The 26518-nt window shown below is 63.4% G+C and carries 26 protein-coding genes; 15 read left to right on the top strand and 11 right to left on the bottom strand.

The window, feature by feature from the left end; all coding sequences use genetic code 11:
- Positions 1–7: 7 nt before the first annotated feature.
- Complete coding sequence (locus tag AC3WQS_RS30615; RefSeq protein WP_492713238.1) at positions 8–1699, top strand: acyl-CoA dehydrogenase family protein; 1692 nt, start codon at positions 8–10, stop codon at positions 1697–1699.
- On the opposite strand, the gene AC3WQS_RS30610 is transcribed toward AC3WQS_RS30615, so the two are convergent.
- Positions 1696–2574 (bottom strand): LysR family transcriptional regulator, encoded by an 879-nt coding sequence (locus AC3WQS_RS30610; RefSeq protein WP_031333904.1) that lies wholly within the window; start codon positions 2572–2574, stop codon positions 1696–1698. The genes AC3WQS_RS30615 and AC3WQS_RS30610 overlap by 4 nt on opposite strands.
- A 146-nt stretch (positions 2575–2720) precedes the next feature.
- On the opposite strand from AC3WQS_RS30610, the gene AC3WQS_RS30605 reads away from it, so the two are divergent.
- From AC3WQS_RS30605 to AC3WQS_RS30595, 3 genes are read left to right on the top strand one after another with little or no spacing between them, the layout of a single operon-like run.
- Entirely contained in the window at positions 2721–4091 is a 1371-nt protein-coding gene (locus tag AC3WQS_RS30605) for an MFS transporter (RefSeq protein ID WP_042953443.1), read from the top strand.
- Positions 4091–5806 (top strand): acyl-CoA dehydrogenase family protein, encoded by a 1716-nt coding sequence (locus AC3WQS_RS30600; RefSeq protein ID WP_492713239.1) that lies wholly within the window; start codon positions 4091–4093, stop codon positions 5804–5806. Before AC3WQS_RS30605 ends, AC3WQS_RS30600 begins: the two co-directional genes overlap by 1 nt.
- Complete coding sequence (locus tag AC3WQS_RS30595; RefSeq protein ID WP_492713241.1) at positions 5803–7032, top strand: CaiB/BaiF CoA transferase family protein; 1230 nt, start codon at positions 5803–5805, stop codon at positions 7030–7032. Before AC3WQS_RS30600 ends, AC3WQS_RS30595 begins: the two co-directional genes overlap by 4 nt.
- Here the strand turns inward: AC3WQS_RS30595 and AC3WQS_RS30590 are convergent.
- Positions 6954–7748, bottom strand: a complete 795-nt coding sequence (locus tag AC3WQS_RS30590; RefSeq protein WP_020971420.1) for an LLM class F420-dependent oxidoreductase — start codon at positions 7746–7748, stop codon at positions 6954–6956. The genes AC3WQS_RS30595 and AC3WQS_RS30590 overlap by 79 nt on opposite strands.
- 254 nt (positions 7749–8002) lie before the next feature.
- Here AC3WQS_RS30590 and AC3WQS_RS30585 point away from each other — a divergent pair, with 254 nt between their 5' ends.
- Both AC3WQS_RS30585 and AC3WQS_RS30580 read left to right on the top strand, forming a co-directional pair.
- Entirely contained in the window at positions 8003–8611 is a 609-nt protein-coding gene (locus AC3WQS_RS30585; RefSeq protein ID WP_492713242.1) for a ClpP family protease, read from the top strand.
- Positions 8612–8615: 4 nt separating this feature from the next.
- Positions 8616–9203: an ATP-dependent Clp protease proteolytic subunit gene (locus AC3WQS_RS30580; RefSeq protein ID WP_003945993.1), complete on the top strand. Its 588-nt coding sequence runs from the start codon at positions 8616–8618 to the stop codon at positions 9201–9203.
- Here AC3WQS_RS30580 and AC3WQS_RS30575 read toward each other — a convergent pair whose 3' ends face one another.
- Genes AC3WQS_RS30575 through AC3WQS_RS30565 form a run of 3 tightly spaced genes read right to left on the bottom strand, consistent with a single transcriptional unit; the run spans position 9204 to position 10949 of the window.
- Positions 9204–9572: a helix-turn-helix domain-containing protein gene (locus AC3WQS_RS30575; RefSeq protein ID WP_003946041.1), complete on the bottom strand. Its 369-nt coding sequence runs from the start codon at positions 9570–9572 to the stop codon at positions 9204–9206.
- 58 nt (positions 9573–9630) lie between these two features.
- Complete coding sequence (locus AC3WQS_RS30570; RefSeq protein WP_019746117.1) at positions 9631–10128, bottom strand: TIGR04338 family metallohydrolase; 498 nt, start codon at positions 10126–10128, stop codon at positions 9631–9633.
- Positions 10125–10949 carry a DUF2786 domain-containing protein gene (locus AC3WQS_RS30565; protein ID WP_021346121.1) on the bottom strand — a complete coding sequence of 275 codons (825 nt, stop codon included), beginning with the start codon at positions 10947–10949 and terminating at the stop codon, positions 10125–10127. Before AC3WQS_RS30565 ends, AC3WQS_RS30570 begins: the two co-directional genes overlap by 4 nt.
- 114 nt (positions 10950–11063) lie before the next feature.
- On the opposite strand from AC3WQS_RS30565, the gene AC3WQS_RS30560 reads away from it, so the two are divergent.
- From AC3WQS_RS30560 to AC3WQS_RS30535, 6 genes are all read left to right on the top strand, one after another.
- A complete protein-coding gene (locus tag AC3WQS_RS30560) occupies positions 11064–12137 on the top strand; it encodes an ABC transporter ATP-binding protein (protein WP_477847737.1) in 1074 nt (357 codons plus the stop codon).
- A 170-nt stretch (positions 12138–12307) separates the two neighbouring features.
- Positions 12308–13597, top strand: coding sequence for an ABC transporter substrate-binding protein (locus tag AC3WQS_RS30555; RefSeq protein WP_003946022.1), 1290 nt, complete (start codon positions 12308–12310; stop codon positions 13595–13597).
- Between the two features lie 20 nt (positions 13598–13617).
- Complete coding sequence (locus AC3WQS_RS30550; RefSeq protein ID WP_020971415.1) at positions 13618–14793, top strand: carbohydrate ABC transporter permease; 1176 nt, start codon at positions 13618–13620, stop codon at positions 14791–14793.
- Complete coding sequence (locus tag AC3WQS_RS30545; protein ID WP_019746113.1) at positions 14790–15626, top strand: carbohydrate ABC transporter permease; 837 nt, start codon at positions 14790–14792, stop codon at positions 15624–15626. The genes AC3WQS_RS30550 and AC3WQS_RS30545 overlap by 4 nt, the downstream gene beginning before the upstream one ends.
- A gap of 22 nt (positions 15627–15648) precedes the next feature.
- Complete coding sequence (locus AC3WQS_RS30540) at positions 15649–15858, top strand: hypothetical protein (RefSeq protein ID WP_019746112.1); 210 nt, start codon at positions 15649–15651, stop codon at positions 15856–15858.
- Between the two features lie 112 nt (positions 15859–15970).
- Positions 15971–18160: a transglycosylase domain-containing protein gene (locus AC3WQS_RS30535; RefSeq protein ID WP_492713243.1), complete on the top strand. Its 2190-nt coding sequence runs from the start codon at positions 15971–15973 to the stop codon at positions 18158–18160.
- Between the two features lie 24 nt (positions 18161–18184).
- Here AC3WQS_RS30535 and AC3WQS_RS30530 read toward each other — a convergent pair whose 3' ends face one another.
- Both AC3WQS_RS30530 and AC3WQS_RS30525 read right to left on the bottom strand, forming a co-directional pair.
- Positions 18185–19483 (bottom strand): T3SS (YopN, CesT) and YbjN peptide-binding chaperone 1, encoded by a 1299-nt coding sequence (locus AC3WQS_RS30530; RefSeq protein WP_256065796.1) that lies wholly within the window; start codon positions 19481–19483, stop codon positions 18185–18187.
- A 142-nt stretch (positions 19484–19625) separates the two neighbouring features.
- The gene (locus AC3WQS_RS30525; protein ID WP_492713244.1) at positions 19626–20684 is read right to left on the bottom strand and encodes an SDR family oxidoreductase; all 1059 of its coding nucleotides are present in this window, start codon (positions 20682–20684) and stop codon (positions 19626–19628) included.
- A gap of 91 nt (positions 20685–20775) precedes the next feature.
- Here AC3WQS_RS30525 and AC3WQS_RS30520 point away from each other — a divergent pair, with 91 nt between their 5' ends.
- Positions 20776–21087, top strand: coding sequence for an ArsR/SmtB family transcription factor (locus AC3WQS_RS30520; protein WP_492713245.1), 312 nt, complete (start codon positions 20776–20778; stop codon positions 21085–21087).
- Positions 21088–21237: 150 nt separating this feature from the next.
- Entirely contained in the window at positions 21238–22629 is a 1392-nt protein-coding gene (locus tag AC3WQS_RS30515) for an amidase (RefSeq protein WP_256065794.1), read from the top strand.
- Here AC3WQS_RS30515 and AC3WQS_RS30510 read toward each other — a convergent pair.
- A complete protein-coding gene (locus tag AC3WQS_RS30510; RefSeq protein ID WP_020909757.1) occupies positions 22621–23352 on the bottom strand; it encodes an oxygen-binding di-iron domain-containing protein in 732 nt (243 codons plus the stop codon). The two genes, AC3WQS_RS30515 and AC3WQS_RS30510, sit on opposite strands and share 9 nt — an antisense overlap.
- A gap of 97 nt (positions 23353–23449) precedes the next feature.
- Between AC3WQS_RS30510 and AC3WQS_RS30505 the strand changes: the two genes are divergently transcribed.
- Positions 23450–23995 (top strand): ATP-binding protein, encoded by a 546-nt coding sequence (locus AC3WQS_RS30505; RefSeq protein ID WP_230091044.1) that lies wholly within the window; start codon positions 23450–23452, stop codon positions 23993–23995.
- On the opposite strand, the gene AC3WQS_RS30500 is transcribed toward AC3WQS_RS30505, so the two are convergent.
- From AC3WQS_RS30500 to AC3WQS_RS30490, 3 genes are read right to left on the bottom strand one after another with little or no spacing between them, the layout of a single operon-like run.
- The gene (locus AC3WQS_RS30500; RefSeq protein WP_020971410.1) at positions 23963–24622 is read right to left on the bottom strand and encodes an enoyl-CoA hydratase-related protein; all 660 of its coding nucleotides are present in this window, start codon (positions 24620–24622) and stop codon (positions 23963–23965) included. The two genes, AC3WQS_RS30505 and AC3WQS_RS30500, sit on opposite strands and share 33 nt — an antisense overlap.
- The gene (locus AC3WQS_RS30495; RefSeq protein ID WP_020971409.1) at positions 24619–25278 is read right to left on the bottom strand and encodes a TetR/AcrR family transcriptional regulator; all 660 of its coding nucleotides are present in this window, start codon (positions 25276–25278) and stop codon (positions 24619–24621) included. The genes AC3WQS_RS30500 and AC3WQS_RS30495 overlap by 4 nt, the downstream gene beginning before the upstream one ends.
- A gap of 43 nt (positions 25279–25321) precedes the next feature.
- Positions 25322–26509 carry a CaiB/BaiF CoA transferase family protein gene (locus AC3WQS_RS30490; protein WP_020971408.1) on the bottom strand — a complete coding sequence of 396 codons (1188 nt, stop codon included), beginning with the start codon at positions 26507–26509 and terminating at the stop codon, positions 25322–25324.
- Between the last annotated feature and the right edge of the window lie 9 nt (positions 26510–26518).

The following is a 26518-nucleotide window of genomic DNA, read 5'->3' as shown; positions in this document are numbered from 1 at the left end:
GCCTGTCATGACTGATATTTCCGAGAAGACCGTCACCCACCCGGCTCCGCATCGCACCCATGCAGTGCTCAACCAGTCGGTACCGCGCACGGACGTCAACGAGTTCCAGCTCGATGCGGTCCTGGTCGAAGGCGTCGCGCGCCACGACGCCGATTGGGCCACAAGCGAACTCACCGATATTGGTGAACTGGTTGGCAGTGCTGGATTCCAGCACGACGCCGAGTTGGCCAACACGGTGATCCCCGAATTGAAGACCTTCGATCGCTGGGGAAACCGCATCGACGAGGTCGAATACCATCCGTCGTATCACCGGATCATCTCTGCTGCCGTTGCGCACGGTGCGCACACCTCTGCCTGGGCTGACCCGAAGCCGGGTGCCAACGTGGCTCGGGCCGCGGCATTCATGCTCTTCTCCCAGGTCGAACCGGGCCACGCGTGCCCGATCTCCATGACGCACGCCGTGATCCCCTCGCTCGAGCTGCAACCCGATGTAGCCGCCATCTGGACCCCGCGTGCCCTTTCTCGGAGCTACACCCCCGAGTTGGATGCTCCCGGAAAGGCATCCGCGATATTCGGAATGTCCATGACGGAAAAGCAGGGCGGCTCCGACGTGCGAGCCAACACGACCATCGCCAAGCCGGCCGGACGTGGCGGCCCGGGTGCGGACTACCTGCTCACCGGACACAAGTGGTTCTGCTCCGCGCCGATGTCCGACGCGTTCCTGGTTCTTGCTCAGGCCGAAGGTGCAGCCGGTGAGGGACTTTCCTGCTTCCTTCTCCCCCGCATCCTGCCCGACGGCACACGCAACATCTTCCGCATCCAGCGTCTGAAGAACAAGCTGGGCAACAAGTCCAACGCGTCGTCCGAGATCGAACTCGACGGCACCGTCGGCACCATGATCGGCGAACCGGGTCGTGGCGTGCGGACCATCATCGAAATGGTGTCCCAGACGCGACTCGACTGCATCCTCGGCAGCACGGCAGGTATGCGTCAGTCGGTCGCCGAAGCGGTGTGGCATGCACGGCACCGCAGCGCTTTCGGTGCCGTCCTGGCAGATCAGCCGGCGATGACGTCGGTGCTTGCCGATCTGGCTCTCGAATCCGAAGCCGCCACCATCACCGCACTGCGATTGGCTCGCGCGCAGGACGAGGACGCGGACGAGCAGGAAAAGGCGTTCCGCCGACTCGCGACGGCTGTTGCGAAGTACTGGATCTGCAAGCGCGGCCCGCACCACTCCTACGAGGCACTCGAATGCCTGGGCGGTAACGGTTACACCGAGGACTTCCCGCTTGCCCGTCGCTACCGTGAGCAGCCCGTCATGGCCGTGTGGGAGGGGTCGGGCAACGTCATCGCACTCGATGTCCTGCGCGCGATGACCCGTGAACCCGATTCCGTTGCCGCCTTCGACCACGAGGTCAACCTCGCTCGCGGCAACAACCCGGTCCTCGATCAGCACCTCGATCGGGTACGACGCCAACTCGGTGAGCTCGCCACGATGGCACCCGCCGACGCCCAGCTCCGCGCTCGGACCGTCGTCGAGGCAATGGCGTTGGCGCTGCAGGCTTCGCTCATGGTGCGCCACTCCCCGGCCGCCTCGTCCGATGCGTTCATTGCCGCTCGCCTCGGCGCCGACCGTGGTCACGAGTACGGAACTCTGGCTGTGGGAACAGATTTCGCGGGGATTCTCGCGAGAGCCTAAGGCTGCTCCCTCAGTACCCTGGTGACGGTGTGTACTGCCGGCGTCGGATTGTTCGGTCGCCATGCCATCGCGATTTTCAGCGTGGGCGTGGCCCCGGCGATCGGCAGGTACACGACCCCGTCCATGGACAGATGCGCCGTCGACTCCACGACGACGGCGATCCCGACCCCCGCTCCGACCATGGCCAACAGGCTGTACGGATCGGGGGCTTCGTGCGCGACGGTGGGCGTGAAACCTGCTGTGGCGCAGACGGACAACGTCGCATCGCGCACCACCGAGCCGTGCTCGGCGGGATACATCACGAATCGCTCGGTTGCCAGGTCTTCCGGTGACACCGAGTCCCTGGTACTGAGGTGATGCCTGGCCGGGACCGCGACCATCAAGGTTTCCTCGCGCACAGTGTGAGTCTCGAATCCGCGCGGAATGGGCAGGCCGACTATGCCCATGTCGAGTGTTCCGCGTCGGAGAGCGTCGAGCACCTCACCCGAGTACATCTGCGGCCGTAGGTCCAGTTCGATTCCCGGATGGGAGTCGGCCAGCGATCGTGTGAGGGCCGACAGCACCGTGTAGCCGCCCGTTCCGCCGAAACCCACCGTGACACGGCCTGTTTCCCCGGTCGACGCCGCTGATGCGATATCCCGTACGACGGCGATCTGCGCTTCGATGATTCGTGCGGGCGTGACCAAGGCTTCGCCGGCTGCGGTCAATTGCACTGATCTGGTGGTCCGGACAAACAGGTCGGTGCCGAGTTCGCGCTCGAGCGCCCGAATGGTCTGGCTGAGCGGCGACTGCCCGATGTGGAGTCGCTCGGCGGCCCGACCGAAATGAAGTTCGTCGGCGACTGCGAGAAACGCGCGCAGCTGACGCAATTCCATGTCGCTCCTCCCGGGTTTCATTATGTGGTTCTTCCACATAAATGAGTCGAACTAAGTCTTGGACTCTACATGGATTTCGGACGATAGTGATTCACGCCTCACATTGCATCCCTTGGTGATGCCCGACGCGAGAATCAGGGAGAACCGTGGATCAACACCCAGGTCAAGACACCAATCCGCCTGAATACAACACCAAACAGGCACGCAAGGCCGGAATCACGGCGTTTGTCGGAACGACTATCGAGTGGTTCGACTTCTACATCTATGGAACCGCATCCGCCTTGGTGCTCGGCCCGCTGTTCTTCCCGGATGCGTCGCCGGCGGTGGGAACACTCGCAGCCTTCGCGACTTTTGCCGTGGGATTCGTGGCTCGTCCGGTCGGCGGAGTGGTGTTCGGTCATTTCGGAGACAAGTTCGGTCGCAAGAACGCCGTGATCATCACCCTCGCGCTCATGGGGTTGGGAACTGTCGGTGTCGGCCTCCTCCCTACGTACTCCCAGATCGGGATCTGGGCACCGATACTGCTTGTGGCACTGCGTGTTCTCCAGGGCATTGCCATGGGCGGCGAATGGGGTGGCGCCGTATTGATCGCCACCGAGTTCGCTCCCCCGAAGAAAAAGGTGCTCTACGGTGCGTTTGCGCAGCAGGGTTCACCGGTCGGCAACCTGCTCGCGACGCTGGCCTTCCTCGGCCTGACGTTGATGTCGGATTCCGTGTTCGAGTCGTGGGGTTGGCGTCTGCCGTTCCTCGGATCCGCAGCTTTGGTGATCGTCGCTCTCTACATCCGACTGCACATCTCCGAGACACCCGAGATGAAGAAGGCTGTTGCGGCACAGGAACGTACACGGATGCCGCTGGTCGAAGTGTTGCGTTCGCATCCCGTCGAACTTGCTCTCGGCGTCGGCGCTGTGGTTGCCGGTGTTGCCATCACGTACGTCAAGACAACCTTTGCGCTCTCCTGGGCGACAACGGATCTCGGCTTCGAGCGCAGTGACTTCCTCCTCGTGATCACCGTGGCACTGGTAGCCCAGGCGCTCGTACAGCCTTTCGGCGCTGTGCTGGCCACGCGGATCGATCCGTCGAAAGCGGTCCGCTGGATGCTGCTTCCGGAGATCGTGCTCCTACCACTGATGTTCGTGCTGGTTCAGACGGGCTCCGTGCCCTTGGCGATTCTGGGGATGGTCCTCGCGACGGCGCCTCACGCAATGTATTACGCCGCGTTGGCCGGCATCCTGGCGCAGGTTTTCCCCACCAATGTTCGGTATACCGGCATCTCTCTGTCGTACCAATTGTCGACCGCCGTATTTGCCGGAACGGCCCCGATGGTCAGCCAGTATCTGCTGACGCGAACCAACTCGATCTGGCCGGTCGTCGCTCTTGGGCTCGTGTATGTCGTTCTCTCCCTTGTCTGTATGACGGCTTTGTTGCGCAGGAGTGCGCTGCACGCGCAAGGGCTGGAGTCGACGAGCTCCTCGAACATGACCGATGCTTCCACCCTGAAAGGCGTTGACCACTGATGAACTTTGCACACACCGACCCCGCTCTGACAGCGGTAGTGGACAGATGGACCGCCGGGGCGGACCGAGAGACGTTGAACGGATTGCTCGACCGACTGGGCCGAGATGCCGCCGGCCGCTTGTCCGAGCTTGCCGACATCGCAGACAAGAACCCGCCGGTGCTGCAGCAATTCGACAAGGCCGGTGACCGCGTCGACCGGATTTCCTATCACCCGGCCTACCTGGAACTGTGCCGGGCGGCGTACAACGAGTACGGCCTGTCCGCGATGTCGCACCGAAAAGGGTTGCACGGATGGGACTCCGTGCATCCGCCACTCGCGAAGTACCTCGCGTCGTACATCTTCGTGCAGGCCGAGTTCGGGCTGGCCTGCCCGGTGTCGATGACAGATGCTGCTGCGCGGACCCTGCGTATGTTCGGTGATCCGGCCGTGTTCTCGCCCTGGATCGACGCGTTGACGTCGACGGACCCCGAGCAGGCGAAGACGGGTGCGATGTTCATGACCGAGATTCAGGCAGGCACCGACATCGCCTGCACCGAAACACGCGCCGAGCGCGACGGTGACGGATGGGTTCTGACGGGCAAGAAGTGGTTCGCCTCCAACCCGGATGCCGATGTGATCATCACCCTCGCAAGATTCCCGGGCGGACAGGATGGTTCGACGCGTGGAGTTGGAATGTTCATGGTGCCCAAGACCTTGGGATCCGGCGAGCGCAACAACCTCACGATCGATCGTCTCAAGGACAAGCTGGGTACGCGTTCCATGCCGAGCGGCGAGGTGACGCTGAACCGCGCGCACGCTCTCCAGGTCGGTGAACTCGATCGAGGGTTCCGCCAGATGGCGGAGATGGTCAACACGTCTCGCCTCTCCAATGCGATGCGTTCGAGCGCTCTCATGCGCCGAGCAGTCCGCGAAGCCGTCGAGCATTCGAAGAGCCGAGTCGTGTTCGGTAAGAGGCTCTTCGAGCAGCCGCTGATGCGGGCGACGCTTCTTCCCCTTGCACTCGATGCCGAGGCTTCGCTGGCCCTGGTCGCGTACAGCGCACAGTGTCTTCAGGCAGCAGACGGCGGCGACGAACAGGCGCGCGCACTGATCAGGGTACTGACACCGATCGCCAAACACTTTGTCTGCAAACGCGCGCGGGTGGTCACCGGCGAGGCCATGGAGGTGCGCGGAGGAAACGGCTACATCGAGGAATGGGCCAACGCGCGACTAGTGCGGGATGCCCACTTGGGCTCGATCTGGGAGGGCTCGAGCAATGTCATTGCGCTGGACGTACTTCGGTGCCTACGCAAGTTCAACTCGCACCGCACGGTCGCGGAAGCGATGACGGACATCTTGTCCACCGTCGGACCGGATTGCGAAGCCGGGGCCGGAGTTCTGTTGCGGCGCTGGGAGGAACTGGTAGAGGAAGGAGATCGTCTGATCTCCGGATCTGACGATGCCGCCCAGGCCGCCAGCGCAAAGTATGCCGACGAGCTCGCTCGTGCCGTCATGGCGACCCTGCTTTTCGATCTTGCGGATCACGGCATCCGACACGGTAATGGGTACCGGTCACTGCTGGTGGCGAATTCCTACCTGGCCGGTCTTGTGAGGAAGGTGCCGTCGGCTGCGCTCGGCAATCTCGACGTGATCACCGACGGCGGTGACGTCGAGCTGGATGATGCACGTGACGTCGTAGCCGAGTTCCTCTCTGTAGCAGGTGGTCATCGGTGAACTCGCCAACAGGCCCCACACCCCTCGCCGGCGTCCGTGTTCTGGATCTGTCGAAGATCCTTGCCGGGCCGTACGCAACCATGTCGCTTGCCGATCTCGGTGCCGACGTCACCAAGATCGAACACCCTGAAGGCGGCGACCCCACGCGTTCGTGGGGGCCTCCCTTCGTCGGGGTAGATGCCGCCTACTACCTCGCGATCAACCGCGGTAAGAAGTCGGTCACGATCGACCTCAAGTCCACCGAAGGACAGGAGATCATCCACCGCATGCTCGAAGAGACCGATGTAGTCGTGGAGAACTTCAAGCCGGGCAGCGGATTACAGAAGATCTTCGACTACCAGGCACTGTCCGAGCGATACCCGCATCTGATCACCCTGCACATCTCTGCCTTCGGTGAAAAAGGACCGCTGCGCGACGAACCGGGGTACGACATGATCGCGCAGGCCGCGGGTGGGCTCATGTCGCTCACCGGTGAACCGGGTGGTGCTCCGATGAAATCCGGGTTTGCGTTGGGAGACTTGGGCGCAGCGCTTTTCGGACTGGTCGGTGTCCTGGCTGCATTGGTCGAGCGAGGCCGGACCGGGCGCGGACAGTACGTGACCACGTCGCTGTACGAGTGCCAACTCGCGATGCACGTGAACTGGGCGACCAGTTACTTCGCCACCGGTGAGCGCCCGACTGCGTTGGGCTCCGGTCATCCGAATCTTGCTCCGTATCAAGCATTTCCTGCCAGCGACGGGTACTTCGTCATCGCTGTCGGCAACGACGGGATGTGGGCGTCGCTGTGCGAGGCCATCGGAAGGAGTGAACTGGTCACCGATCCGCGTTTTGCCCACAACCGCGACAGGGTGGAGAACCGCGAGAGTCTGGAACGAGAACTCACCAGCGCCTTCACATCGGAAACCGTCGAACACTGGTGCGCTCTTCTCGCCGAACGCGCCGTACCGGTGTCACCGATCCGCCATCTCGACGAGATCTACTCCGATCCCCACACCGCCGCGCTCGGAATGGTCGGAACCGTCGACCATCCGACGCTCGGACCGTTGAAGCAAGTGGCCTTTCCGGTCAACTTCTCCGGCCAGAGGCCACGTCTGACGTCGGCGCCGCCCGTTCTCGGCGCCGACAACGACGAAGTCCTTGGTACCGCTCAGGCCAGCCCGCTCAACGCAGGCGGTGTGTTGTCGTCGCGCCAAGCGATGGCCTCGGCAAGCGTCGTGAGGTCGTAGTCCGGTCCGCTGACGCCGACGGTGAAGAGCGAGACACCGTCGGCGACCAGGTCAGCAGCATTCTCGAGCCCAGGCCACGGAACCGAGTGCTCTACTTCCAGCGGGTTCCGGCCTACGTCGGCGCAATGGTCGGAGAGGATGCCTGACTTGCGCAGGTGTGTCTCGCGGTCACCGAAGCTGTGCCAGACGTCGGCGTACTCGGCGACCAGGCGCAGGGTCTTCTTCTCGCCGCCACCGCCGATGAGGACCGGGATGTTGCGCGTCGGCGGCGGGTTGCCCTTCGCCAGGCGGCCCGTGATGCGGGGGAGGTATTCGCCCAGCAGTTTCAGCCGTGAACCGGGAGTGCCGAAGTCGTATCCGAACTGGTCGTAGTCCTTCTCGAACCAGCCGGCACCGATGCCGAGGATCAGGCGCCCACCGCTGATGTGGTCGACGGTTCGCGCCATGTCGGCGAGCAGATCCGGATTGCGGTAGCCACCACCGGTGACCAGGGCGCCGATTTCGACGCGTTCGGTCTGCTCGGCCCAGGCGCCGAGCATGGTCCAGCATTCGAAGTGGGCGCCGTCGGGATCGCCGGTCAACGGGTAGAAGTGGTCCCAGTTGAAGACGATGTCAACCCCTGCGTCCTCGGACCGCAAGACGGCGTCGCGTATCAACCCGTAATCGGGTGCGTGCTGGGGTTGGAGTTGAACACCGATGCGTACCGGACGAGTCATGCCACGCTCCTGACGAGAGGAATGGTTGTCTTCTCCCATCATGGCCGGGTGTGCGCGGTACCGCTACCGCCGCCGTCGGTGACGGGTTTGCCCGCTCTTGTACCCACCCCTTTTCGAGCGAACGGTACTTTCGGCGCCTTAGATCGACTGAACGTGCCGTTCGCTCAAAAAAGGGGGGCGGGTAAAAACAGGGGTGGTCTGCCCACAGCAGACAGGCGGGGTCCCGGCACCGCCGCGCCGGTAGGAATGGATTCATGACTACTGAAGCGCCGACCGATACCGGCTACCGTGACCTGTTGACAGACAGGCTCTTCCGACAACGAACCATTCTGCTCACCGGTGAGGTCAACGACGCCATGGCCGAACGTGTGTGTTCGGAACTGGTGCTCCTCGCCACCACGGACCCCAAGCGCGACATCGTGCTGTACATCAATTCACCCGGCGGATCGGTGTTTGCCGGCCTGGCCATCTACGACACGATGAAGCTCATCCCCAACGACGTCGTGACGGTCGCGATGGGCTTCGCGGCCAGCATGGGCCAGGTGCTTCTCTGCTCCGGCACCCACGGCAAGCGAATCAGCCTGGCGCACAGCCGCATCATGATGCACCAACCTTCGGCAGGTATCGGTGGCACTGCGGTGGACATTGCGATCCAGGCCGAGAGCCTCGAGCTGATGAAGCGCCAATCGCAGGAAATCCTCGCCGCCGAAACGGGCCGGACCGTCGAAGAGATCGAGACCGACAGCGATCGGGATCGCTGGTTCACCGCCGAGCAGGCGCGCGAGTACGGAATCGTCGACCGCGTCGTGACGTCCTTCGCCGAGATCGCATCGCAAGCCACCTTCCCCAAGATCGGATTGTGACGTCATGTCCCAGTACACGATTCCCAGTGTCATCGAGCGAACACCAACGGGTGAGCGATCTTTCGACATCTTCAGCAGGCTGCTCAACGAACGCATCGTCTTTCTCGGCACAGAGATCGACGACGGCGTCGCCAACGTCGTGATGGCTCAGATGCTGCATCTGCAGGCCGACAACCCGGATCGCGAAATCGGTTTGTACATCAACTCTCCCGGCGGTTCCACCACGGCGATGCTCGCGATCTACGACACCATGCAGTTCTTGAAACCGACGATTTCGACGTACTGCATGGGTCAAGCGGCTTCGGCTGCTGCAGTGCTTCTGGCCGCAGGCACTCCGGGCCATCGGCATGTTCTTGCCCATTCGCGGGTGCTGCTGCATCAACCGTCGACGCAAGGTAGCGGCACCATCTCGGACCTCGCGCTTCAAGCAGCCGAGATCCTGAGAATCCGGGAGCAGACCGAGGCGATTCTGAGTAAGCACACCGGTCAGAGCGTCGAGCGGCTCCGTAAGGACACCGATCGCGACAGGATCTTCACTGCCGACGACGCTATCTCCTACGGACTGGCTGACACCCTCATCGAAGGGAACTGATCAGGCTGCCATCAGGACGGGACCGGAGATCGGTGCGGGAGAATGTCCGAAGGTGAGGGAGTTGAGCGCAACGATCCTGTTGCCCGCTCGGAACAGCAGGTGCTCGAGCGGCATCCCGAGCGCTTCGCAGATGGCGCGCAGAATTTCCGACGACGGTTCCTTCTTGCCCCGTTCGATCTCGGAGAGGTACTGCTTCGACATCCCGACCTTTGCGGCTACGTCGTCGAGAGTTCGGTCCTGATCGCGTCGGACCTCCCGCAGCACTCGTCCGTAGGCTTCACGAATCAGCGGGGGTTTGCGCACGGCGACAGCCGGATCGGGGAGTTCCGACTCACCCTTGACCAGGACCAGTCTGCGCGGCGCATCCATAGGCCGAGTATTCCAGCCGACCGGTTCGCACACCACCCGGTTCACCGAGGGCTGACATCTAGTCCGTTCGAACACCACCAGCAAGAAACATCGCTCGAAGAACGAAGGTCGCCTCGGGTCCGATGATCTCACCGACCAGGCTCGTATAGCGGTCGACGAACTCGGGCCCGTGGGAGGCCTCGTCGGAAGTGGGGTCGCCGAGGTGGTGCGCAAGTTCGTGCAAGACAACGAATTCGCGTAGCGCCCACCGGCCGTCACGGTCGTCCGGGACGGCGATGACGTCGTTCGAGTAGTGAGCGGCGGCATTGCCGGCGCGGGAGCGTACGGACACCGGAATGGTTGCGCGAGGCCAGGTCGCGAGTACCCAGTTCAGCCCGAGTAGCTGATCGCAGTACGCCTGGACCGACTCCACGGAACCGAATTTGCGCTCGACCGGCAACGTGATGGTGGAACCCATGACCTCGACGCTCCGAAGTCCGCGCTCGTCGGCGCGATCGAACATGGTGCGCACCAACGTCTCTGCCTCGTAGACGGCGCTCCGCTGCGTATCCCTCACGAGTCGAGCTGCCCGCGCACCCCGCCGATCTCCGGCAGGTTTCCCAGACGTGCGGAGCGCGCCGCCCGATCACCCGCTCGTCGAGCATGCGAGGAGTGCCCGGCACTCGCCCGGCCACCGCCCCGCCACGTCCCACGTGCCTGGGAGTTGGACGAGTAGTAGTCCTTGAGCTCGATTTCCTTGTTGCGCAGCACGAGTGCGGTTTCCGAAGACGACGTGGCAGATTCTGCGATCGCCGCCTTCTCCGTCTCCTGCTTCGTCTCGGCCAACCGAGCGCCGATGCGGGACGCGTACGCCATCTGGAAGTTCAGGCGCGCCGTCACTCCGGCCACAGGCTTGCGAACCTGCGTGTTGACGCGTCGTCGTCCACGAGTTTCGACGACGGTCCGCACGGACGTTTCGCCGCGGTACGCCCCGGAGCGCACGTACGCGTCGGAGTCACGGACCATCTGGAAGAGCAGGCTCGAGTACAGCGCTTCGCACACGTCGATGTCACCGGCGAAGCCGTAGGCGTAGATGACGGCCGACGTCTGCGCGATGTCGCACTGTACGTCGTTGGCAGCGGCGATCGCGATGAACAACTGGGCGTACGTTCGCAGCCCGCGCTTGCCCGGTTCGCCGATGGTGATGAGCCGCTGAGTGGGTGTGGCACGTTTTTCCGAGGACGCGGTGTGCGCCCGCGCGACCGCCAGGTCGATCGCGGAACCGGTGGCCAACCGCTGCGCGGCGGCCATGAAGGCTTCACCTTCGTGTGGATTGTCGGTGGACTCCGCTTGGCGAAGCAGCGCACCGATGCGGGTCAGCATCTTCTCCGAACTCACCGTGAAAGACTACGCTCGCGCGCCGACACGGACGTTTATGCTGCTAGCGCACACGCTCACCCTCAACTTGGATCGTCCGGCACGTTCCTGCCGGTAGAAGGGATCAACCCCGTCATGGCTTCAGTGACTTTCGAGAGCACCACCTGCCTGTTCCCCGGATCGAACACCCCGGCAGTGGACAAGCTCGACCTCGCGATCGAGGACGGCGAGTTCCTCGTCCTCGTCGGACCATCCGGCTGCGGAAAGTCGACCACCCTGCGCATGCTCGCCGGGCTCGAAGACGTCCACAGCGGGCGCATCCTCATCGGCGACCGCGACGTCACCGGTCAGGAACCGAAAGAGCGCGACATCGCGATGGTCTTCCAGAACTACGCGCTGTACCCGCACATGTCGGTGGCCGAGAACATGGGTTTTGCGCTCAAGCTCGCCGGAACCAACAAGACGGAGATCCGCGCCCGCGTCGAAGAGGTCGCGAAGATGCTCGATCTCGAGCCGTACCTCGACCGCAAGCCCAAGGCGCTGTCCGGTGGTCAGCGTCAGCGAGTTGCGATGGGCCGCGCCATCGTCCGCCAGCCGCAGGTCTTCCTCATGGACGAGCCCCTCTCGAACCTCGACGCGAAACTCCGTGTGCAGACGCGTACGCAGATCGCGCAGCTGCAACGACGCCTCGCGACGACGATGGTCTACGTGACCCACGACCAGGTCGAGGCCATGACGATGGGTGACCGCGTCGCCGTCCTCGAAAAGGGAATCCTGCAGCAGTGCGCCTCGCCGCGCGAGCTCTACAACAAGCCGAAGAACGTCTTCGTCGCCGGCTTCATGGGTTCACCCGCGATGAACCTCTTCACCCTCCCCGTCGTCGACGGCGGCGTCGCATTCGGTGACGGGATCGTTCCCGTTCCGCGCGAGACGATGAACGGTGTCGTCGAAACCGAGGTTGTTCTGGGTATTCGCCCCGAGCACCTCGAGATCGCCGCCGAAGGCTTACCGATGGAGGTCGACGTCGTCGAGGAACTCGGTTCCGACGCCTACGTCTACGGACGCACCACGATCGGCGGACGGTTGCAGCAGATCGTTTCGCGTGGTGACTGGCGCAACCCGCCGCAGAAGGGCGAGCGAGTCAACCTGCGCGTCGACCCTGAGAAGGTGCACATTTTTGCCACCACCGACGGGCGTCGCCTGGGTTAGGCGGACCTGTCAAACGACACATGACCGATTCAGGTTCGGCGTAATACCCACAAGTAGGGGTGTCTCGTGCCACAGTAGGGGCCGATGCCGGGAGCCGGCACCCATGGCGCATGCCGTGAGCCGGCTCTCGGTGACCGTCTATTTGTCATACACATACGGGGAGCGAATCCATGGTTCTGAACTCGAAGGCGATGCGCCGCGCTGCAATTGCAGCCACGGCAGCGTCCATGCTGGTACTGGCAGGCTGCTCGTCCGATTCGGACAAGGACAGCGGAACCAGCACCACGGCCGCATCCGGGGGATCGTCCTCGAGCGAAGGCCGCGGACCCATCACGATCGTCGAGGGGCAGGATGCCCTGAACGAGGCGCTCGAAAACATCATCACCGACTGGAATGCGGAGCATCCGGACGAGAAGGTCACGCTCAAGCCGCTGGCCAAGGAAGCCAACGCGCAGGTCGACGACATCACCCAGCGCATGCAGGCCAAGAGCGACGAGTACGACCTCATCGGCGTCGACGTCGTCAACACCGCTCAGTTCGCCGCAAACGGCTGGCTGCTGCCGCTCGAGGGTGACCTCGCGATCGACGAGTCCGGCCTCCTGCCGTCGACCGTCGCTTCGGGCACCTACAACGGCAAGCTCTACGCAGCGCCGAAGAACACCAACGCCGCGTTCCTGTACTACCGCAAGGACCTCGTCGAGAAGGCTCCCACCACGTGGGCCGAGCTCAAGGAAAACTGCCCGAAGGCTGTCGAAGCCGGCATCTCCTGCTACATCGGTCAGTTCAAGAACTACGAGGGCCTGACGGTCAACACCACCGAGATCACCAACGCTTTCGACGGCCCGTGGGTCGGCCCGGACGGACTCACCCCGGCCATCGACGACAAGACGAAGGCAGGCGTTCAGTCGATCGTCGACAACTTCGCCGACAACACCATCCCGCAGGAAGCACTGACCTACTCCGAGGGCGAGTCGCAGACCGCGTTCGGTGACGGCAAGGCACTCTTCATGCGCACGTGGTCCGGCTTCTCGGTCGACGGTGAGAAGACCTCGGTTGCCGGCAAGTACGGCTACACCGTTCTTCCGGGTGTCGACGGACCGGGCGCTTCGACCGTCGGCGGCTACAACGTCGGCATCAGCGCGTACTCCGACGCGCCGGCAACGGCTCGTGACTTCCTCGAGTTCATGCAGACCAAGAAGTCGCAGACGTACTTCACCGAGGTCGGCGGCGCACCCGTCCTCTCGGCTGTCTACGACGACCCGGCAGTGCTCGCCCAGTTCCCGTACTTCGCGACCCTGAAGGAAGCACTCGCTACCGCTCAGCCGCGCCCCGTCACGCCGTACTACACGCAGGTGTCGAAGTCGATCTCCGACAACACCTACGCTGCTATTCGCGGCGAGAAGACCGTCGAGCAGGCTTTGGCGGACACCAAGGCCGGCATCGAAACCGCCGGTAACTGATCTACCAGGAGCAATAAGCAATGGCAGAACCGCAGGATCCTTCCGCGGCTGTGCCTACCAACCCCACGGTCGGGGCCGGTTCAACCGGTCCCGACCGTTCGGGCGTTGGTGGGAGACACCGTGCACCGGAACCGCTAGAAGAGCCGTCGGCATCCGAGGCAGCAGGGACATCCCTGACCAAGGTTCTGCCTGACCTTGCAGCTACTCCACCCCCACCGACCTCGCCCCCGCCTGCGTCGGCCGACAAGCCGAAGAAGCGTCGACGAGTTCCGGTGTGGGCGTTCGTCGCACCGTCGCTGATCGTTCTCGCCGTCATCATTCTGTATCCGCTCGGACGAGCGATCTGGATGTCGATGCACAGCGACGGCAAGAAGCTCGACCCCGAGACCGGCATGTTCGTCACCGGTCAGTTCACGTGGTTCGAGAACTACAAGAACTGGATCACCCAGTCCTGCAACACCGCCAACGGCTCGATTCCCTGCCCGCCCGGCACGCTCGGATCGCAGTTCTGGCAGTCGATCGGAAATACGTTCGGCTTCACCGTCGTCACCGTTCTGCTCGAGACGGTGATCGGTCTGTCGATGGCGCTGATCATGGCCAAGACGTTCCGCGGCCGCGGTTTGCTCCGCGCTTCCGTGCTGATTCCCTGGGCCATCCCCACCGCCGTCACCGCGAAGCTCTGGTTCTTCATCTTCGCCAACGACGGCATTGCCAACAAGATCCTCGGCACCAACATCCTGTGGACGGCGGATCCCTGGCCGGCACGATTCGCGATCGTCGTCGCCGACGTCTGGAAGACCGCGCCGTTCATGGCGTTGCTGATTCTCGCGGGTCTGCAGATGATTCCCGCCGACGTCTACGAGGCCGCCAAGGTCGACGGCGCGACGGCCTGGCAGCGATTCCGCATGATCACGCTTCCGCTGGTCAAGCCCGCACTCATGGTGGCCGTGCTCTTCCGCACGATGGACGCGCTGCGCATGTACGACCTGCCCGCGATCATGATGGGATCCAATCCCGCCACCTCCACCATCTCGGTTCTGGTGGTCGATCAGATGCGCGTCGGCGCCAATTCGGCGTCGGCACTGTCCACCATCACGTTCCTCATCATCTTCGCTGTGGCCTTCATCCTGGTCCGATTCCTCGGAGCCAATGCGGTCAGCACGCAGGAAAAGCAGCGGAAGGGGGAGCCGGTATGAACAAGGCACTACGCGGCAAGATCGGCACCTACATCGGCGTCGTACTGATCATCGTGTGGGGACTCGCTCCCTGCTACTGGATGATTGTGACGGCGTTGCGCGACCCGGCGGACACGTTCTCGACGTCGCTGTGGCCCACAAATCTCACGCTGTCCAACTTCACCGCGGCGCTCGATCCCGACGCGAAGGTGAACTTCACCCGGGCACTGATGAACAGCCTCATCATCGCGGGCGCGACCACGCTGATCGCCTTGGTCATCGGTGTGTTCACCGCCTACGCGCTCTCGCGATTCGATTTCCGTGGCAAATACTTCGTCACCGGAATCATCCTCGGCGCGTCCATGTTTCCGGTCGTCGCCCTCGTGACCCCGCTGTTCCAGTTGTTCACCGACATCGGCTGGATCGGCAGCTACAAAGCGCTGATCATCCCGAACATCTCGTTCGTGCTGCCGCTGACGGTCTACACGCTGACGTCGTTCTTCTCCGAACTTCCGTGGGAGCTCGAAGAAGCGGCGCGTATCGACGGCGCCACCCGTGGCCAGGCCTTCCGTCTGATCATGCTGCCCCTCGCTGCGCCGGCACTGTTCACCACCGCGATTTTGGCTTTCATCGCAACGGTCAACGAGTACCTGCTTTCGCTGCAACTCTCGAGTGACAAAACCGCGCCCGTCACGGTGGCGATGGCCAAATTCTCCGGAACCGACCCATTCGTCACGCCGTACACCTCGATCATGGCCGGCGGAACCCTTGTGATGATCCCGCTGGTCATCATGGTTCTCATCTTCCAGCGACGCATCATCGCCGGTCTGACCGCAGGCGGCGTCAAGTCGTGATGCGCGGCTGCGCGCGGTTTCGATGAGGCGGGCTTCGCGCGCCCAGCGCATGGAGCTGATCGCCGGCTTCATCTCGGTCTTCGCCCTCATGGCGTTGATCGGCGCTGTGGTCGCGATCGTCAAGGGCGACCCCGGCGTGATGCCGTCTTTGGTGCTGCTCGGTTGCGTCGTCGCTCTCGGGCTGGCGTTCCGCGGATATCGGAACGCGGTCCGAGCAGAACGTCGCGAGTAGCCAGCCCGGTAGGGTGACATTTCGGTATCGCAGTTGCCGGGAGTTATCTGATCGAGATATCACCCTGGTGGAATGGTGCCGGTAAGTCCGGATCCACGACCGGGAGTGTTGAGTGAGTCCATCGAACAGATCGAGTGCGACGGGTGGCGATCAGTCGTCGGCTCGATCGGGCAAGTCGGCTAATTCCCCACGGTCGAGCAAGTCGGCCAAGCCGGAGAAGAAGCAGCGCTCCAAGTGGCGGTACGTCCGGCGGACCATCTACGTTCTCGTGCTCCTGATGATCATCGTGCCTGCGTCGGTTTTTGCTGTCGCGTACAGCCGGACCGACGTCCCGCGCCCCTCGGACATGCAGACCAATCAGGTGTCCACCATCTACATGGCCGACGGCACGACCGTGCTCGGCAAGGTGGTGCCGGCGGAGGGAAACCGCACCGAGGTCGCGTTGTCGGCCATCCCGATTCACGTCCGCGATTCGGTGCTCTCGGCGGAGGATCGCAACTTCTACACCAACCCCGGCTTCTCGATCTCCGGATTTGCTCGCGCTGCCCGAGACAACGTGATGGGCAAGGAAAGCGCCGGCGGTGGCTCGACGATCACTCAGCAATACGTGAAGAACGTCTTGGTCGGTGACAAGCGCAGTATCGACAGGAAGCTGCGTGAGCTTGTCATCTCCGCCAAGATGGCGCGCGAATGGTCCAAGGACGACATTCTTGCCGCGTATCTCAACACCATCTACTTCGGTCGCGGTGCCTACGGCATCGCCGCCGCGTCGAACGCGTACTTCGACAAGCCGGTCAGTGAGCTGAGCGTCGAGGAAGGCGCAGTTCTCGCTTCCGTCATCCAGAGCCCGTCGTTCCTGGACCCCGAGACCAATCTGTCCGCGCTGCAAGCGCGCTGGGACTACGTTCTCAACGGCATGGTGGAACTGGGCAGCCTGACCAAGACGGATCGCGACGCGATGCAGTTCCCGGCTGTCGCCCCCGCCAATCGGCCGACCGATCTGAACCAGGCGCCCGGACCCGAAGGCCACATCAAGACTCAGGTACTCAAGGAACTGGCCGAGGCCGGTATCAGCGACCAGACGCTGAACACCGCTGGTCTGCAAATCACGACAACCATCGACCCGGTTGCGCAGGAAGCTGCGCTGGGCGCCGTCAAGCGGAATCTCGACGGTGAACCGGAAGACCTGCGGACCGCAGTAGTGTCCATCGACCCCAAGACCGGTGGCGTCGACGCCTATTACGGCGGTGACGACGGAGCGGGATTCGACTACGCCCAGGCGCCGCTGCAGACCGGTTCAGCGTTCAAGGTCTTCGGCCTGGTCGCAGCATTGATGGAAGACATTCCGCTGTCCGCACGGTTCGACAGTTCACCGCTCACGATCAACGGTGTGACCATCGGGAACGTCGGCGGCGAATCCTGTGGTCGATGCACCATCGCCGAGGCACTCAAGCGTTCGCTGAACACCAGCTTCTACCGGTTGATGCTCTCGATGGAGAACGGTGCCCAGAAGATCGCCGACGCCGCCCATCTGGCCGGCATCCCCGAACAGATTCCCGGACTCGACTACCCGACGCTCACACAGGAGGGTGGCCCACCGGAGAACGGAATCGTGCTCGGCCAGTATCAGTCTCGTGTTATCGACATGGCGTCCGCTTACGCGACGCTCGCCAACTCCGGTGTGTACCAGCAGCCCCACTTCATCCAGAAGGTCGTGACGGCCGAAGGTGAAGTCCTGCTCGATCGCCCGGCCTCTCCCGGTGAGCGTCGTCTCGATGCTGCCGTTGCCGACAACATCACGCAGGCAATGCTGCCGATCGCGTCGTACTCGAACGGTCACGCGCTCGCCGGTGGACGCCCGTCTGCTGCCAAGACCGGCACCGCGCAGTTGGGTGACACGGGGCAGAACAAGGATGCGTGGATGGTCGGTTACACGCCGTCGCTGTCCACCGCGGTGTGGATCGGGACTTCCGACGCGCAGGCCATCACCAACTCCTACGGTGGTTTGATCTACGGCTCCGGAGTGCCTGCGGACATTTGGAAGAGCACGATGGACGGCGCGTTGAAGGGCTCCGACTGGGAGAGCTTCCCGTGGCCCGATCCCATCGGCGGGCAGGCCGGCGTTCCCGCCAACTCCGGTGTGACCTCGGGTGACGGGACGGGCACGCCCACGACGGGCGCGGCCGCTCCCCCAGCGCCCATCGAGGTGCCCGGCCTGCCGCCGATCGAAGTGCCGCAGCTTCCCCAGTTGCCGCGTCAGATCGAGATCTTGCCTGGCATCGTCATCCCGCTACCGGGCTGACAAGTAGCGCTCGATTTCCGGCGCTCAGGCCTGATCGTCGAAGAGGCCGAGCTGGGTCGGCGCTGCATCCTTGGCGGGAAGTACGACGACGCGCAGTCCGCGCCTGAGGTTGCGGATCGCGTGCGTCCACGCGCGCTTTTCGCCCGCACACAGGTCGGTGTCGTCGTCCTTGCGCCGGATGGACTCGGTCAACGCCTCGTGCCAGGCCGTCTCCTGCTCCTGGCTGATCCTCAGGTAGTCGAGAATGGTGTCGCGGTCGTGCTCACAGATCACGGCAACCTCTTCGGCGCTGAGCTCGCCCGTTCCGTCGGCGTCGAGTTCGAGGAGCGCCATGAGTGCCGGAGGAAATTCGTGGCACTCGTGTGATTCGTATTCGGCACCGGGATCTTCGTGCTCGGAGGCCATCCCGTCGTTGAAGGCGGTGTCTCCGGTAGCGCGAATGGGTTGCCCGCCCAGTTCTTCGGCGAGTTCGTCCGATGCTTCGGCCAATTCGGCGAACGAGCGCAGAGCCCGGAGGAGGTGCTCGGCGACGAAGGGTGCGCCGTCCACCCGCACAACGCCCAGCACACTCTGCTCGACGAGAATGAGTTTGATGGTCGGCCACTGCCGATTGAGCTGGGCGAGAACAACAGCAGCGTTATCGACGTTCTCCACCGAATGCACGACCCGCGAGAACACCTCCACGTACTCGTCCTCCTCGAGGACGCGCACATAGGTGACCTGCTCACCGCGGACCAGCGGGATGTCGCCGTCGTCGTCACGCTTGGGTGGATGGCCGAGAAGGCGTTCGACGGCCCCGTCGACCAGGATCCGCAGCATGTCACCCGAACCCGAGGGAGCGTGCGACGGCGTCGTGGCGAACGCCGGCGTCGACTCGCGTCCACTGGTGCTGGCACGCAGGAATGACGGGTGCGCAATGCTCCACATCTCGCGGAAGACACGCAACACCTTTGTCACCAGTTCCTCGGGACGAGTGCGGTCGACGTCGATGTAGAAGGACATGGACCCGTTGCCCTCGGGCTCGTGCTCGCACAGATCGGGAGCGCTGAACCCCATGTCGAGCAGCGCTGAATGGTCTTCCGGTTCGAGCATCCGCAGTGGATGCAGAAACCTGTTGGAAGGGACTTCACAGCGCACGGAGGTCTGATTCCACGCGAAGAACTGGATGCACGCGGGTGCGTCTGCCAGTTCGTCCATGCTGTCGTAATGCGACTCCACCACGAGAGTGTCGTCGTCCTCCATCACGGAGATGTAGCGAGCGAGATGAGTCTCGAAAGTAGTCCAGGCACTCAGGATTTCCAGATCGAAAGTATTGTCCGACATCGTCGCTCCTCTGGTCCGGGGGGCGCATGGGGCCCTACCGACGACTCGCCGAAACCCCTGCTTTTCAAACCCCGCCTACGACGGTAGTCCCGGGGTCCGACAGTGACAGTGTTCGTAGGATCCGAAGTGACGATGTTCGTAGTCAGGGGATTATCTTCCGAGCCTGCAGATTGGCGAAGATGTCGAGGAACATCGCTTCGGTGTCGACGTGGCGGTGAAATCCGAACCGCCGAGCTTTCGATCCGTCAGCGAAAAAGTCGTAGTCCCATCCGAATACGAAGTCACCGAACCCCCAGGACGAGACATCGGAATACGGGGTCCGAGCAAGTTGGTGTTCCTCGACGAGTTCATCCCACACCGACTCCTTGTCCGCCATTGCGACATCGAGGGACATCGGGAGCGGAGGTGCGACGTCCATGTCGAAGAAGGCTGCGATCTTCGGCCACATCTCCTGCCAGCGAAACAGGTCGCCGTTGTTGATGTTGAACGCCTGATTTGCGCACTCGGGATTGGTCGCGGCCCAGACCGTTGCCTCGGCCAGGAGTCCGGCGTCGGTCATCTCGATCAAGCTGGTGTACGCGCCGGGTTTGCCGGGGAATCGGAGTGGGACACCCAGTTTCTTCGAGATGGTCGCGTAGACGGCGATGACCATCGCGAGGTTCATCGGGTTGCCCAACGCGAATCCGGAGACAACCGAGGGTCTGATCGCCGACCACGTCCACGACTTGCCGAGCTGCCTGCGTTCGAGGAACTGCTGTTGGTCTACGTTGAACTCGGGTGGCATGTGCGGTGGATCGCTCTCGCGGGCCGGAGTTTTGAACGGTCCGAGATGTGCCCCGTAAACCTTGTAGCCCTGCATCAGGCTGACGTGCTCGAGTCCGCCGGCAACGGGTTCGATGGCGTCGAGAGTGTTGACCAGCATCGCCAAGTTGGGCGGAACCAGCTCGGCCCGTGTCGGGCGGTCTTGATAGGCGGCGTAGAAGACGTGGGTGACGTCGTGCAGTCCGCTCAGTGCCTCTGCAGTCCGGGAAGGATCGAGCAGGTCGACTGCGATGTGTTCGACCCGGTCGGTGTCCGTGCCGCCTCGGCGCGAGAGTCCGATGATCTTCCATTCGCCGGTTGATTCGAGGTGATCGATCAAGTTCCCACCGATCACACCTCGGGCTCCGACCACGAGTGCGACTTTATTGTGATGCACCATTTCAGCCTCCCATTGGAATATCGCGATGTTGCGATATAGGGAGTGAACCACATATATCGGCATTTCGCGATCTAGCGGTATGATCTCGAGCATGGAAGACGCAACAACCGAGTGGGAAACGGCGTTCAAGGCGCTGGCCAACCCGATGCGTGTACAAATCCTGCAGTGGTTGAAAGACCCCGGGAGCTTTCCCCCTCAGCTCGCGCCTGCCGAGGAGGTCGGAGTGTGCCTCAAGCACATTCAAGCGAGGGCGAAGGTGTCGCAATCGACTGCGTCTCAGTACATGGCCGCACTCCAGGCCGCGGATCTGGTCACCACCACACGAATCGGCCAGTGGAGGCATTACAAACGAAACGAGCAACAGATCGAGAAGCTTGCTGCATTCATCAGGCAGGGCTTGTAGGTACCAGCACCTGACCGATCCCTCCGGAACCGCGGACGTTGTGGCAAAACCTCACATCGCCGGAGCCGTCGGTATGTGCATTGTGGTCGTTTCTCGGGTTGCTTACTGTCCTTACGCTCGGCAGAGGAGTCCGGTGAGGAGAGGCGTGCGATGAGTCGTGAGAGCTGGGTGGGCCGTGATGCCCGATCCATCGCCGAGGCCGTGCGGTCGGGTCAGGCGTCGGCGCGGACCGTCGTCGAAGAACATCTCGCACGGGTCGACGAATGCAACGGCGAACTCAACGCACTGGTCACCGTGTGCGCCGAGGACGCGCGTGCGGCCGCAGACAGCCTGGACGAACGTCGCCTTCTCGGCGAGACACTCGGCCCACTTGCCGGGGTTCCGTTCACGGTCAAGGACCTGATCGCCACAGCCGGCGTGCGTACCACCGCCGGTTCTCGCACTCTGGCGGACAACATACCGGCCGTCGACGCCCCGGCCGTCGCGGCGTTCAAGGCTGCCGGCGCAATTCTGATCGGCAAGACCAACACCCCGGAATTCGGCGCGTGCGGCCTGACGCGCAACGAACTGTTCGGAACCACGGCCAGCCCGGTGCGACCGGACGGCGTCGTCCGGTCCCCCGGCGGATCGAGTGGCGGCGAGTCCGCGTCGGTTGCTGCCGGAATGAGCGTGCTCGGACTCGGTACGGATTTTGGTGGCTCGGTGCGTTGGCCCGCCCACTGCACCGGCCTCATTTCGGTTCGCCCGACGCTCGGCCGTATCGACCCGGAAGGGCAATACCCCGGCGTGCTTTCGGATGGACGGGTACTCGCCAATCCGGCGACGATGCACGGCACGATCCAGACCATCGGCCCACTGGCCCGCAACCTCGGTGATGCGACGCTTGCGCTGCGCGTCCTGTCGAAGCCGCATCTCGCGTGGACCGAGCCGGAGTCGGTCGACGTCGAACACCTCGACATCCGCTGGGCACCCGGCGAGGGAACCATGCCTGTCGACGAAGAAATCCTGGCGGCGGTTCGCTCGGCGGCGAACAGTCTGGACGCGAGCGAGTACGACGGTCTGGCTCTGCCGCGGGCCAACGCGCTTTTCGGCGCGTTGCGATCGGTCGAGACCCACGCGGACATCCACTCTCTCGCCGCAGGTTCAGCGCACTCTTTCGACGCGGACATCACCGCCATGCTTGCGGCAGGCCATGATCGGAGTTCAGCCGAGGTGGAAGCGCTGTGGGCGGATCGCGCGGTGTTGATCACCGACTTCCTCGGCGAGGTGGGCGACGTCCTGATTTTGCCGGTTGCGTCGGTGCTCGCTCCGCCGCTCGGTGTGGAGAGCTTCGAGGTGGGCGGTCGCAAACTCACGTGGATGGACGCGCTCGCGAGTTGCCGGGCGATCAGTGTGCTCGGCCTTCCGTCGGTCGTGGTTCCGGTAGGACTCTCCCGCGACGGTTTACCGATCGGAGTGCAGGTGGTGGCGCGACCGTTCCACGAGCATGTTGCGCTGTCCGTGGCGGCGCGAATCACGTCGAATGCGCAAGCTCTAGTCTGACTTCCATCTTTCGGTTTCGGCTGCGAAACGTGTTGCGTACGAGTCGGCCAGGTCGTGAAGCGTGGTGACGCAGTCGCCGTAGTACGTCGGTGCATGCATGGTAGCCAGAATCCGCGGCTCGAGGTCGGCCAGGGCGCGGATCGTGGGTTCGAGATCCGGGGTGAGGCAGGTGGCGTGGCCCAAGTCCTCGGCTTCCAAAGCGGGACCGACGATTTCGTGCTCGGTGGTCGCGGGGTGGTGCCCGAACGCTGTGAAGAGGTCTCCGCAGAACAGTGTGGACGTCGTCTCCTCGAACATCAGGCCCGCGTCCCAACCGTGCGGGACGTGCGGGGTGTCGATGTGCCGAACGCGGCGCCTGCCGGTTTCGAGGACGTCGCCGTCCTGCAAGGGAAGTGGCGCCCGATCGGCCAGATCGTTGACCTGAACGAAGCACCCCATCGCGCCGTGCGCCACTTGTGCTTCGGGGGCCGCCGCAAGCCAGGAGTTCATGGACCCGCACTCGTCGGCCTCGACGTGACCGAACGTGATCCATTTCAGACGGTCGATGTCGATCAGCGTGGAGAGTGCGTCGGAAGCTGAGGTGAACAACGCTCGCTGCCCGGTGTGGAAGAGCAAGGGTTCCTCGCCGTCGACGAGAAACTGGTTCATCGTGAGGTTCGCTTCGTCCACGAAGGTCGACAGTCGGTAGATGTCCGGCGCGATTTCGGTGATCGTGGTGGTCATCGCTGTGCTCCGATCAGGGCTGTTGTGCACGTCAATCTGTCTTCTCCAGCCTTCTCGCCGCCCCGCGCCTGCACAAGGCTCTGGAATAGTGGAGGACGTGTTCGTACTACTGCTGACAGGCCCGCCGGGCGCGGGGAAGAGTTCCGTGCTGACCGCGCTTCACGATCGACTCGGCGAGGCCGGGGTGAGCAACGCGATGATCGAGGTGGACGAACTCGAGCGGTGCTACCCGCCGCTGGGAACCGAGCGGGCAATCGCACACGTCGGGATGTTGTGCGCGTCGTACCGGGAAGCGGGGTACGAACTCCTGTTCCTCACGGCGACCGTCGAAGACGACGACTACGGGCATGCCTTGCTGGCCGCGACCGGCGCCGAGGGGTACCTGCTGGCGCGCCTCGAGGCCGATCCGGATACGTTGCTCGCCAGAATCGTCGAACGTGAACCGGCCGGCTGGGCCGGGCTGGACGATCTGGTGGAAGCGTCACAACTGCTGGCCGGTTCGATGCCGACGCTCAGTGGGGTCGACGTGGTTCTGAGCACAGAAGGCCGCGATCCCGAAAGTGTTGCCGATGATCTGGAAGCGGCTCTGCGAGAACGCAGTCCAGCGCTCTTAGCCGTCGGTGTTCAGAGCGGTGACCACTGAAGCGAACATCGTCGATTTGATTGCCCCAAGTGTGCCCGCATTCTTCGGGCCGATCGGCGCAACCATTTCGATGGCCTTCGCGGTCAAAGCATCGACGGATGCGGTGAAGTCCACCAAACCGGCTGCGAATGCGTCACTTCCGCCGTATCGCCGCCCCGTGGTCATGGCGACGATTGCCGACGCCGGGCTGAGCTTGGCCTGGATGAGAGCTGCCATTCCTTCGGTGAAGGGGATGTTGATGTCCACCTCCGGGAAGCAGTAGTAGCCGCGATCATCGCGCATGACGCGGTAATCGTGCGCGATGCCGAGCATGGCGCCGGCTCCGAAGGCGTGGCCGTTGATCGCCGCGACGGTGGGCATGGGGAACGTCAGCATCCGGGCGAACAGCGACTGGACTTGCTGCACATACCACTTCGCCTTGTCGCCGTTCGCGCCCAGCCAGTCGAGGTCGAGTCCGTTGGAGTAGAACTTGCCCGTCGCCGTGGTGACCAGGGCATGTGCGCCTTCGCTTAAAGCCTGGTCGAGTAGCTTGTCGACGGAATCGAGCCAATCCGGCGAGAATCGATTCTCGTCCTCACCGAGATCGAGAACGGCGATCTTGTCTTCGAAGCGCAGAGTTGCGGTCATGATTGGCCTTTCCTGTTGCGGGGCTTGGGCAGTGGTGGGTCGAGATGCAGAACCGCTCGAACGGCGGCATCCAACCGCGCGCGTGCTGCGGCGTCGGGGACTCGCCAACCGTCGGCGCGTTTGGCGGGATGAATGAGCAGTCCGGTAGGCAGGCCGACAACACAGGCCTCGATTGCTTCGACGGCTCGGCCGTCCTTGCGGCCCCAGAGCGCGGTCGACAACCGGATGAACAACTCGACCAGAGACCGGTCGAGTTGTGTGAGTTTCTCGGCGATGTCGGCGGGGACGTCGGTGCCGAGCAGTTCGTCGCGCTGAATCGTCAGCAGCAGCAACGCGGATTGTGGGTAGTCGAGCGCGAAGACGGCCGGAACTTCGGCGGCTGCGACGACGGCGGAAACCGCGGAGGTCGGCGATGGGTCCGCGAGAGCGTCGTCCACTCTCGATTGCTGAAGCGCGAGAAATCGTTGCGCGGCACGCAGCCACGCGCTACCGACCAGTCCACTGCGAGAGCCGAATGCGTGATAGATCGCCCCGTTGGATACACCGGTGGCGTCGGAGACCGCCCTGACCGTGACAGCGCTCGGCCCGGCAGTGGCGGCAAGTTTTTCGGCAGCGTCGAGCAGCGTGTCGAGATCGTGGACGCGTGGCCGAGGCATGAACGCACAGTAACAGAGCGTCTGCTCTGTTACTAGTGTGCGGTCAGATCACCGAATTTGCGCGAAGATCCTCGATCTCCTCCGGGCGCAGGCCGAAGTCGGTGAGTACGCCGTCGGCGTCACCGCCGAGAGTCATGGGTGGCGCATTCCTGACGGGAAGGGTCTTGCCGTCCACCCAGAACGGTCCGCGGACAACGGGAATCGATGTTCCGTCGGCGCTCTGGGTCTGCTCGACCATCTGCAATGCCTCGACCTGCGGGTCGGAGAACACCTGATCGATCGAATGAATCGGGCCGCAGGGGATTCCGGCACCGCGGATCTCGGCGATCCACTGTGCCGCGCCCTTCGTGGTCAGTAGGTCCTCGAGTTCTTTGGTCAGTTGGTCTCGGTGCGCCAAACGTTCTTTACCCGTGGCATATTCGGCACGGAAGGCGAGATCGGGGTCGCCGATAACCGAGCACAGCGCGATCCAGTGCTTGTCCGAGCCGGTGGCAATGTTGATCGGGAAGTCGGCAGTGTCGAAAGCGCCGTACGGCGTGATCGTCGGGTGCGTATTGCCGTTCGGCGTCGACACCCGCCCGGTGCTCAGGTAGTCCTGCGCCTGGAAGGTCATGATCGAGATCGCGGATTCCAGCAACGAGGTCTGCACGCGGTGCCCACGACCGTCGCGTCCGCGCGAAGCCAACGCCGCCGTGATACCCAGCGCCGCGTAGATGCCCGAGACCGTGTCGATGATGGGGATACCGACCCGCATCGGGGTCTGTTCCCCGGCGCCGGTGACCGACATCAACCCGGACATGCCCTGGGCCACCTGATCGAGTCCGGGCGCGAACTGGTCCGGGCCCACCGGGCCGAAACCACTGATGCTCATCACGACGAGACCCGGATTCTCCTGCTCGAGCGAATCGGGATCGAGCCCCATGTCGGCCAGCACTCCCGGACGGAAGTTCTCGACCAGCACATCCGCGTCGAGGGCCAGGCTGCGAAGCAGTTTCCGCCCGCGGTCACTGCGCATGTCGATGGCGATCGACCTCTTGCCGCGGTTCACGGAAGCGAAGTAGAGGCTTCGATCGCCGTCGAACGGCGGCCACTGACGCGAACTGTCGCCGGAGCCACGGGTTTCGACCTTGACCACGTCGGCGCCGAAGTCCGAGAGCAGCGACGTGCACAGAGGGCCCGCGAGAGCGCGGGTGAGGTCGAGAACTTTGATACCGCTGAGCAATTGGTCCATGGGAGAAAC

It is taken from the genome of Rhodococcus sp. FW305-130, assembly GCF_058788335.1.
Note: the sequence above shows the minus strand (reverse complement) of the source record. Positions and strands in the feature narration are given on the sequence as shown.